This window comes from Abiotrophia sp. HMSC24B09, assembly GCF_001815865.1.
Taxonomy (GTDB): Bacteria; Bacillota; Bacilli; order Lactobacillales; family Aerococcaceae; genus Abiotrophia.
The window spans coordinates 24,213-34,344 of record NZ_KV822201.1 but is presented as its reverse complement, the minus strand read 5'-3'; the positions used below and the strand labels follow the sequence as shown (position 1 = coordinate 34,344).

The 10,132-nt window shown below is 47.0% G+C and carries 7 protein-coding genes; 6 read left to right on the top strand and 1 reads right to left on the bottom strand.

What is annotated here, in order from left to right; translation table 11 throughout:
- Positions 1–75: 75 nt before the first annotated feature.
- On the bottom strand, positions 76–924 hold the full coding sequence (locus HMPREF3093_RS04165; protein ID WP_070755745.1) for an AraC family transcriptional regulator: 849 nt from the start codon (positions 922–924) through the stop codon (positions 76–78).
- Positions 925–1,122: 198 nt separating this feature from the next.
- Between HMPREF3093_RS04165 and HMPREF3093_RS04160 the strand changes: the two genes are divergently transcribed.
- From HMPREF3093_RS04160 to HMPREF3093_RS04135, 6 genes are all read left to right on the top strand, one after another.
- Positions 1,123–2,403 carry an ABC transporter substrate-binding protein gene (locus tag HMPREF3093_RS04160; RefSeq protein ID WP_070755744.1) on the top strand — a complete coding sequence of 427 codons (1,281 nt, stop codon included), beginning with the start codon at positions 1,123–1,125 and terminating at the stop codon, positions 2,401–2,403.
- Between the two features lie 67 nt (positions 2,404–2,470).
- The gene (locus HMPREF3093_RS04155) at positions 2,471–3,358 is read left to right on the top strand and encodes a carbohydrate ABC transporter permease (protein ID WP_023392437.1); all 888 of its coding nucleotides are present in this window, start codon (positions 2,471–2,473) and stop codon (positions 3,356–3,358) included.
- Complete coding sequence (locus HMPREF3093_RS04150) at positions 3,345–4,169, top strand: carbohydrate ABC transporter permease (protein WP_023392436.1); 825 nt, start codon at positions 3,345–3,347, stop codon at positions 4,167–4,169. The genes HMPREF3093_RS04155 and HMPREF3093_RS04150 overlap by 14 nt, the downstream gene beginning before the upstream one ends.
- 17 nt (positions 4,170–4,186) lie before the next feature.
- On the top strand, positions 4,187–7,210 hold the full coding sequence (locus tag HMPREF3093_RS04145; RefSeq protein ID WP_070755743.1) for a glycoside hydrolase family 2 TIM barrel-domain containing protein: 3,024 nt from the start codon (positions 4,187–4,189) through the stop codon (positions 7,208–7,210).
- A gap of 576 nt (positions 7,211–7,786) precedes the next feature.
- Positions 7,787–9,841: a BglG family transcription antiterminator gene (locus HMPREF3093_RS04140; protein ID WP_070755742.1), complete on the top strand. Its 2,055-nt coding sequence runs from the start codon at positions 7,787–7,789 to the stop codon at positions 9,839–9,841.
- A 1-nt stretch (position 9,842) separates the two neighbouring features.
- A complete protein-coding gene (locus HMPREF3093_RS04135; protein WP_023392430.1) occupies positions 9,843–10,124 on the top strand; it encodes a PTS sugar transporter subunit IIB in 282 nt (93 codons plus the stop codon).
- The last annotated feature ends 8 nt before the right edge of the window (positions 10,125–10,132 follow it).

The following is a 10,132-nucleotide window of genomic DNA, read 5'->3' as shown; positions in this document are numbered from 1 at the left end:
CTAGTGGTCCACTCTTTAAAGTGGACCACTAGCTCGGCCAGAAGCCTCCGACAAATCACCAAACTAGCCCAAACGTCATCCTTTCCCCATATAATCTGGTTCGCCGGCGCAGTCGCGGTAGTCGCTGGGGCTGAGGCCGAAGGTTTTTTTGAAGATTTTGGAGAAGACTAGCTGATCAGAGTAGCCGACGCTAGCGGCAATGGTCTTAATAGAGTCTTGGCTTTCAACTAGGAGTTGCCTGGCTTGACGCAGGCGAGTCTCCATCAGGAATTGCTTGGGCGACTGGCGATAGTGTTGTCGAAAGAGGCGGAAGAGGGCGCTGCGGCTCATGCCAATATACTGAGCGATGGACTCAACTGTTATGGGACGAGCATAGTTGGCGTAGATGTAGGCGGTGGCTACCTCTGCGGGCGAAGAGTTACTTTGCTGGCGGGGGGCTGACAGGCTGACCAGCTCTAGATGGGCATGGTAGAGGAAGTCGAAGACCTTCATCATTTGCCAATAGAAGGTATTAGCATCCTGAGTCTGGGACAGGCTATAGTGGCAGATATCTTGAATGATGGCCTGGCATTGCCCCTCATCCTGGAACTGAATACAGTGGGCATCAGCCAACTGGGTAAATTGCAGGAAATCTTCCAAACGCTGGCCACTAAAGCCAATCCAGTAGTTGCGCCAGGGTTCCTTGCCATCGGCATAGTATTTGACTTGCTGACCTCGTCTGAGAATGAAGCCTTGATTGGCAGTCAGGGGGTAGCAGTGGTTGTCGACTTCTAGGCTACCTTTGCCTGAGGCAATCCAGTGAATAATGTAGGGTTGATAGACGGTGTATTGGTAGACCTGATAGGGTTCGAACTGTTGGATGCCACACTCGTCAAACTGCAGATCCGTCAGTCCATAGTCGAAATGTTGCCATAATTGTCGCATAGGTCTCGCCTCCTTACTCCTAGTATAGCAGAGACATGTTGCAACAAAATGACATAGAGTTTAACGCTTTCACTATATCTTGTAAAACCAAAAGACTATACACTGTAAATATAAAGCGTTACCATTTCAGGTACCTAGTTGACCAGACTCGAGGTGTGTCGGCTAAGGCGCCCAATTATTGAGGAGGATTAACGAAAGATGAAGAAGTTTACACGTATCATGATGACCTTGACGGTGCTTTTGACAACTTTTACCACGTTTCTAGTCGCTCCACGCCATACTGCACATGCTGCGGATGAGGTATCGGTCTGGGCCTGGGACCCTAAGTTCAACATTAAGGCTCTAGAAATCGCCCAAGAACTCTATCAGAAAGACCACCCAGACTTCAAGCTCAATATCGTTGAGAACGCGCAAGATGATATTGTGCAGAAGTTGAATACAGCCCTCAGCTCTGGGGTGACCGATGGCTTACCACAAATCGTCCTGATTGAAGACTACCGGGCTAAGAGCTTCCTAGCTGCTTACCCAGATAGCTTCTTCCCACTCTCTGATTTCTTCAAGGCAGAAGACTTCGCACCATATAAGGTGGCAGCTACTTCTATTGGGGATACCCACTATGCGGTGCCTTTTGATACTGGGGTGACGGGCCTCTATGTCCGTAAGGACCTCTTAGAACAGTCTGGCCACAAGGTGGAAGAACTGCAAAACATCACTTGGGACCAACTCCAAAAGATTGGTCAAGATATCTACGATAAGACAGGGACCAAACTCCTTTCCGTTGACTTCAAAGACTTAGGCCTAGTGCGGGCCATGATTAATGCTAGCGGTAGCTGGTATACGACGGAAGATGGCAAGGCACCTAACCTCAAGGACAATGAAGCCCTTAAGGAAGCCTTCCGTACCCTCAAATCCATGAATGATGCGGGCTTGCTTAATGTCCACAATGACTGGAGCCAAATGCTGCAGGCCTTCAACAAAGGAACCGTTGCGACTGTGCCACAAGGTAACTGGATTACACCATCTGTGACAGCTGAAGCTAGCCAATCTGGCCAATGGGTGGTAGTGCCTTGGCCTCGCCAAAATGTGTCGGGCTCAGTCAATGCCTCTAACTTAGGTGGGTCTTCCTTCTATGTCCTCAATGTTAAGGGCAAGGAAGCAGCTGCTGATTTCCTTGGCAAGACCTTCGGCTCTAGCGAAGAATTCTACCGCCGTATTATGAAGGAAGTCGGTGCCCTAGGGACCTATCAACCACTCCTTAAGACGGATGCCTACGACCAAGCGGTACCATACTTTGGTAATCAGAAGATTTATAAGGACTTCGCTGAATGGTCTACTAAGATTCCTGCCGTTAACTACGGGGAACATACTTACGCTATGGAAAGTATTGTTGTTGATGCCTTCAACCAATACCTCAATGGTGCAGACCTAGACCAAGTGCTGACTGAAGCCCAACAACAAGCAGAGAATCAAATTCAATAATGACATCCAGAGGCAACAAGGCATCCCTACAGACTTGTTGCCTCTTCTATTTAAGGAGGTAGGTAGGATGTTCAAACTCAATCACTTCGCCCGAACCAAGATTCTGGGTTGGTGCTTTATCGTAGTACCCACCCTCTTGATTGGCCTCTTTTACTTCTATCCTATGGTACAGACCTTCCTCTTGTCCCTATCGGCAGGGAAGGGTAACCAACTCAAATTCGTCGGTTTAGCCAACTATCAACGCTTACTCAGTGACCCGGTCTTCTTGACGGCCCTCGGTAACACACTGATTTTTCTGGTTTTCCAAGTGCCACTCATGGTCATTCTGGCCATCTTCTTCTCGGTCTTGCTCAATCAGAAAACACTCAAATGGCGGGGCGTCTTCCGGACCTTAGTCTTCCTGCCCTGTGTCACCTCTCTAGTTGCCTATTCCCTGATCTTCAAGTATTTGTTTGGGAATGAGGGTATTGTCAATCAGCTCCTAGTGAATTTACACATTGTCAGTGAACCCATTATGTGGCTATCTCATCCAGTCTGGGCTAAGGTCCTGGTCATTATTGCCATTACTTGGCGTTGGACAGGCTATAATATGATCTTCTTCCTGGCTGCCCTGCAAAATATCGACCCCCAAATCTATGAAGCAGCAGATGTCGATGGGGCCTCCAAATGGCGGACCTTTTTCAGCGTGACCGTTCCCCTCTTAAGACCGGTCATTCTCTTCACTTCGATTACCTCCACCATCGGGACCTTGCAACTCTTCGACGAGCCTATGAACTTGACCAAGGGTGGGCCAGGGAATGCCACCCTGACCATCTCCCAGTATATCTACAATATTAGCTTCAAGTTCACACCCGACTTCGGTTATGCGGCCGCTGTCTCCTATGCCATTGTCTTCCTGGTGGTTATCTTCTCAATTATTCAGCTAAAGGTGGGGAATCAACATGAAAAGAACTAAACATCTTGGGTCTTACCTCTTCTTGGGGCTAGCCTCCATCATCTTTGCTTTCCCCTTCTACTTCCTCTTGGTCAGTGCGACCAATACCAGTTTAGATGTTACTAACGGTCGGCTCCTGCCGGGTAATGCCTTGTGGCAGAATCTGACTAATTTATTCAGCCAGACCCAGATGCGGGGCGCCTTAATTAACTCTGCTATTGTGGCCCTCTGGCAGACAGTCCTAGCCCTCTTAGTAGGGTCAGTAGCGGGCTATGGCTTTGAAGTCTATCGCTCACGGGCCAAGGACATTGTCTTCAATATCCTCTTGATTTCCATGATGCTGCCATTTGCGGCCATCATTATCCCACTCTTCCGCTTCTTCAGCCAACTGTCTTCGGTTAGCTCGGCGATAGGGATTAACTCCTATGCTTCCGTTTATCTGCCTTTTGTGGCGACTGCCTTCCTCATCTTCTACTTCAGACAGAATACCAAGATGTTCTCCAAGGAATTGCTAGAAGCAGGGCGAATTGACGGCTTATCTGAGCTAGGCTGCTTCGTCCGAATCTTCATGCCGACCATGAAGAACACCTACGCCGCGGCTGGGATTATTGTCTTCATGTCTAGCTGGAACAACTATCTCTGGCCCTTGATTGTCTTGCAGACGCCTGACAAACAGACCGTGCCCCTCTTAATTTCCAACTTAGGGTCCTCTTATTCGCCAGATTTCGGTCTCATGATGACGGCGATTAGTATTGCGACCCTGCCAACCATTGCGATTTTCTTCATCCTACAACGTCACTTCGTTGCAGGTATGTTAGGTTCTGTCAAATAAGGGAAAGGAGCTCAAGCATGTTAATCCATCCATATTTTGAAGACCCTCAATTAGTCAGTGTGGGAGCCCTAGACCAACGGGCTTATACCATTCCTTATGCTAGTTTGGACCAGGCTAAGCAGGCCAAGAATCGACGGGAGTCTAGCTCTTATCTTGACCTGAATGGCATCTGGAACTTTAAGTATTTCCCTAATGTGCGGACGATTGAGGCCCCTTATTGGGAGCAAGCTCAAGGCCTGGACTGGGACCAAATTCCGGTGCCTAGCTGTTGGCAAATGCAGGGCTACGACCAAATTCAATACTCCAACACAGAATTCCCGATTCCCTATGATCCACCCTATGTGCCTTATGACAATCCGGCGGGGCTCTATCAACGTCAGCTAGACTTAGCAGATTGGACTCAAGCGACTAGCTATGAACTAGTCTTTGAAGGGGTAGACTCGGCCTTCTATGTCTGGGTCAATGGCCATTTTGCGGGCTATGACCAAATATCCCATTCGACTTCTATCTTCGATATCAGCGACTATCTGGTAGCCGGCAGCAACCGTCTAAGCGTCTTAGTGCTTAAGTGGTCCGACGGGACCTATCTGGAAGACCAAGACAAGTTCCGTAATAGTGGGATTTTCCGCGATGTCTACCTACTTAAGCGGCAGCAGGCCCGTATGCTAGATTTCAGCCTCACGACTCAGCTATCCCCTGATAGTCAGACTGGCTACTTAGGCTTGTCTGTCGCGGCCACAGCGGGCTTGGCGCAAGGTCACTATGAGCTCTATGCCCCTGATGGAGGCTTAGTAGAAGAGGGCAATCTGCCCCTAGGGCAGCAAGACTGGCAAATCGAAATTCCAAACCCTCAGATCTGGTCCTCAGAGGCACCACATCTCTACAGCCTTTACTGGCAAGTCGGGGAGGAGTACTACCGCCACCAGGTGGGGATTCGTCAGCTAGCTATCCAAGACAATTGCCTCTATATCAATCATCAGCCAGTTAAGCTCTTGGGAGTCAACCATCATGACTCTTGGCCGGATACAGGGGCAACTGTGACCCTGGAACGTCAGCGCCAAGACTTGCTTCTTATGAAGGGCCTGAACTTTAATGCTGTGCGGACAGCCCACTATCCTAAGTCACCGGAATTCTATGAGCTCTGTGATGAGCTTGGTTTTTATGTCATTAGCGAGACGGACTTAGAATGTCATGGGGTCGTGGATCTCTATGGCATGGGCGGGAACGACAACTATAACCTACTAGCCTACGATGAACGCTTCAAGCAGGCCTGTCTCGCGCGCATGATAGCCAATGTTCGAGCCCTCAAGAACTTCAGCTCCATTATTATGTGGTCGGCCGGGAATGAGTCCGGCTATGGCCCTAACATTGAAGCCATGTTGCAGGCTGCCAGACAGGAAGATCCAAGCCGGCCGCTCCACTATGAAGCCTACTGGTATCACAAGCCTGATGTGACCTATGACACCCAGTATTTGGATGTTTGGAGCCGTATGTATCCGAGTGTCGAAGAAATCGAGGCCACCTATTTCCATGAAGGAGGTGCCTATGCGCCACTGGACCGACCTTTTATCCTCTGCGAATATGCGCATGCCATGGGGAATGGGCCAGGCGATTTGGCTCATTACTATGACTGTATGATGCGCCATCCTGAATTCATTGGGGCCTTTGTCTGGGAGTGGGCGGACCACGCCATCGAACTCCAAGGCGTGACTAATCAAGGTGCTTGGAACCAAGGTCTACCAGTTTACCGTTATGGTGGGGATCACGGTGAGTACCCTCATGCGGGTAACTTCTGTATGGATGGCCTAATGTATCCGGATCGTCGGCCACATACCGGGGCCCTGGAATACGCTCAAATCCATCGGCCAGTTCGTTTGGTAGATAGTGATCTAGAGAGAGGGAGTCTGACCTTCTGCCATCACTACCACTTCACCAAGCTAGAAGATCAGGTCTGCTTGGAGATGACCCCTTATGATGTAGCCGGGCAACCCCTAGCAGGGGTGACGGTCACTGACTGGCAGGCCGAGCCAGGCCAAGAAGCGACCGTCTTCCTGCCTAAGGACTGGGATTTGATGCAAGTATCCCATATTCGCCTGCGCTATTTGCGCCAAGGAGACGGCGTCTGCTTGGGCCAAGACCAAGTGCGCCTGCGGGACATTGAATGGCCACAAGCTAGTTCGCTAAGTCAAGAGCCTGAGACGCCTTGGCTGACCGAGACTCTAAGGGATTTCACCATGCATTGGCGAGATCAGGCAGTGACCTTCAGTAAGGCCAATGCCGCCCCAAGCTCATGGCAGGCTGGCCAAAAAGAAGTCTTAGCAGGCCCGGGTGACTGGACTATCTGGCGGGCGCCAACGGATAATGACCGCGTGATTGTGGCAGAGTGGCGCCAGGCCAACTATGACCACAGCCAGATTCGGGTGCACAGCCTGAGGGCTGAGACCATCAATCATCAAGTTTGCCTGCACTTTGAAGCAGTTATTGCAGGGGTTGGACGTCAGCCAGCCCTTAGTTTCCAAGGTCATTGGTGCCTAGATCAAGAGGGTCGCCTGAAGTTAAGCCTAGAAGGGCAACGACCTAAGGAAATGGTGGAATTACCACGCTTTGGCCTAGTCCTATCGATGGTGGACGCAGACCGAGTTTCCTATATCGGTTATGGACCTTATGAGAATTATGTGGACAAGCATCACAGTAGTTATTGGGGCCACTTCGAGCAGTCTGCCCAAGACTTGTACGAACCTTATGTAACTCCGCAAGAGAATGGCGCCCACCAAGTGACCAAGCTAGCAGTCCAGCAAGGAACGTTGGCGCTGAGTGTGGCTTCGTCTCATTCCCTATCCTTCAACCTTTCGCCATATTCAACACGCCAACTAAGTCAGGCGCGCCATCGAGACGAGCTAGTGGAAGAGGGCGTCTATTACCTCCATCTAGATTATAGACAAGCAGGCATCGGCTCCAACTCCTGTGGTCCGCGCCTCTTGCCAGAACACCGCTTTGATGAATCAAGTTTTAAACTAGATTGGACATTTGAGCTAAGATAAAGAAGATAGGCAACCACCCGTGTAGCGCGGGTGGTTTTTTTGTGTAAAAGGGGGCGCCACGTCGTGTTGGGAGGTAGCCATGTCGCGTTGGGAGTTCAACACGACATGGCACGGCAAGGAAGCGAGTATTCTGAGGCAAAAAGGGCGAAAAAACGTGAGCCACGTCGTATTGGGAGGTAGTGATGTCGCGTTGGGAGTCCAACGCGACGTGTCTCAAAATGTAAGCTGAAAGCTGAAGCTGTTGCAGGGCATATTTTAAGGCATTATTAACATATTTATGTCGCTAACTCAATCTTCCACTGTTAATTATTCAACTTTTAGGTTAAAATTGAGATAAGTCAGATTAATCTCCATTTTCAATGTTTTCGGACCATTACATTGTGCTAGGGATTATCTGGCTTTTTCTGTTTACACACATACAGGGCATTTTTGGCTTAAAAATAAGCCAAGACACGTCCCTAAATGAAAGGGGATACACTGAGCACAATTTGCTGTTCTAGATTAGGCATGAGATTGTGCTCAAAGGCTGTTTAAGGCGAGAGAAAGCCTAAGTATAATAGAGATAGGAGGGAGAACGTGTTTACAAATGAGCTCATAAAGAAATACCAATTTTTCCTGAATTATACTAATTCTTCAATTGGGGAGTTAGAGAATTTGTCCAATAGTAGTAGGAGAAGCATCCTTTCAGATATTCTGAGAATCAATGAAGCGCTGAGTCACTTATTACTTCCAAACATAAGAATTGAGAATGACCTAATTAGAGTACCTGCTATTTCAAGCGGCGAGCTACTAGGTCATGTAGATATAAGCAGTAGATCCTATATTTTTCAACATGAACGGCTGGATATGATTATTCTCTATTTGCTGTTGTATCCAGAATATATATCAAACTACCATTTGCAAGACTTGTTACGAATGAGCAAAAACTCAGTGGTAGCTGATTTGAAAGATATTCGGGAATTGCTAATAAATCAATCAATCTCATTACAGTATAGACGTAGTGAGGGCTATTATTTGGAAGGCACAGGAAGTCAGCTAAGGCAATTACTAGAGCGCACGATTGAGAAGTTAATGCGTCTAGAGAGTGGGCGATTTATCTTAGATTATGTGCTCAAGGAATGTCGCATAGCAACTAAGGACGCAGCCATCTTCTCTCAAATCCGAATGTTGAGTGAAAAATATCAGCTTATCTTTATTTTCGAAAACGTGAAAATAGTTTCGCTCGTGATTGCTGTTCTGAATGAAATCGAGATTGAAGGCGACTATCAAGTAAAGCAAGAGTACTACCGCAATATTAAGGAAACAGCCCTATTGAAGCTAGTGGAGGAACTTGAAGAAGAATATCCGAGGCTGGCTAAAGAAAGAGACTATATTCTATCGCGACTAGCAGGATGCCTACAAGGCAACTTGGATTTAAACCCTGATCCGACAGTAGTGCAGATTATGGACGAAATTATCAAACAAGTAAAAGCCAATACGGGTCTTGAGTTCCCGATGGGAATTCACTTCAGGAAGAATTTATTTGCCCACTTGTATCCGTCTTATTATCGTCTTTTGTTCAATATTTCTTTGCATAATCCCTTAACCCATCAGATCAAGAGAGAATACCGTTCGCTATACGAATTAATTAGACGCAGTTTAAAACCTCTAGAAGAGATGACGGGCAAACCATTATCTAGCGACGAAATTGCCTACTTCACAATACATTTTGGTGGGTATTTACAATCCCAAGTCAAGCATAGAGAAGGGAAGGATTTAAGGGCAATGATCGTCTGCCCCAACGGGGTCAGTACATCCTTGATATTGCAATCCGAATTGGAGAAAATCTTTCCAAGGATGGAATTCCAGTCAATCTCAAGGAGTCATTTTAAGACTGTAGATAATATGGAGAGGGATGATGTTCAAGTTATTTTTTCAACCACTCATTTAGAAAGTCAAGACCAGGTCTTCCTAGTTAAGCCCTTAATGACTTCTATTGAAAAAATCCTCTTAAAACGAAGGGTGTATGAATACTTGCACCTGGAAAAAGAGGATGTGGTATCGATAGACGAATTAATGGGAATTGTGGCCAAATATACCACTATCAAGAATGAAGAAGGCTTAAAAAATGAGTTAATCCATTATCTTTTTGCTCAAAACAATCAACCATTATTAGGAGGTGATTCTTTGACTGATCTATTAAAAGAAGAATTGATTCAACAAGTAGACAGTGTGAGTAATTGGCAAGATGCCGTTGGTCTGGCGGCTCAGCCACTGCTTGCTCATGGCTATATTGAAGAATCGTATATTCAGGCCATGATAGCGTCCATTAATGAAACAGGGCCATATATTGTTTTGGCGCCCAAAGTAGCTGTACCTCATGCCTCTCCTGATTCAGGCGTGCATCAACTAGGCATTAGTTTATTACAAGTAAAAGAACCTGTCGATTTCTCTGAAGAGGGTGATGACGGCAAGAAGGTTCAATTAATCTTTGTCTTAGCTGCAGTAGATTCAACTGCGCACTTAAGAGCCTTACAAGAGTTGGCCTTAATTCTAGATGATGAAGAGGCAATTGATTCCTTAATTGCGGCTTCTGACCCAAGGGAAATATTGGCTATTATTGACAAAATCATAGAGGAAGGAGGAGAGTAACTTGATTAAGGTAGTCACTGTTTGTGGTAATGGTATTGGTAGTAGCTTATTACTACGTTTCAAGGTAGAAACAATTGCTAAGGATCTGGGGATTGACGTAGATGTGGAATCATGCGATTCCAATGCAGCAGTTGGTAAGAATGCAGATTTGTATGTAACCGTAAAGGAATTTAAAGATATATTCCCAGAAGGTACGAAAGTTTGCCTCGTGCCAAGTTATACCAATCGCAAGAAAATTGAAACGGAACTTGTTCCAATCTTAAAAGAGATGGCGAATCAATAATATAACTA

Excerpts from the sequence above, each read along its gene's own strand:
- HMPREF3093_RS04155 (WP_023392437.1), top strand. The coding sequence starts at position 2,471 with ATGTTCAAACTCAATCACTTCGCCCGAACCAAGATTCTGGGTTGGTGC.
- HMPREF3093_RS04150 (WP_023392436.1), top strand. The coding sequence starts at position 3,345 with ATGAAAAGAACTAAACATCTTGGGTCTTACCTCTTCTTGGGGCTAGCC.
- HMPREF3093_RS04145 (WP_070755743.1), top strand. The coding sequence starts at position 4,187 with ATGTTAATCCATCCATATTTTGAAGACCCTCAATTAGTCAGTGTGGGA.
- HMPREF3093_RS04160 (WP_070755744.1), top strand. The coding sequence starts at position 1,123 with ATGAAGAAGTTTACACGTATCATGATGACCTTGACGGTGCTTTTGACA.
- HMPREF3093_RS04165 (WP_070755745.1), bottom strand. The coding sequence starts at position 924 with ATGCGACAATTATGGCAACATTTCGACTATGGACTGACGGATCTGCAG.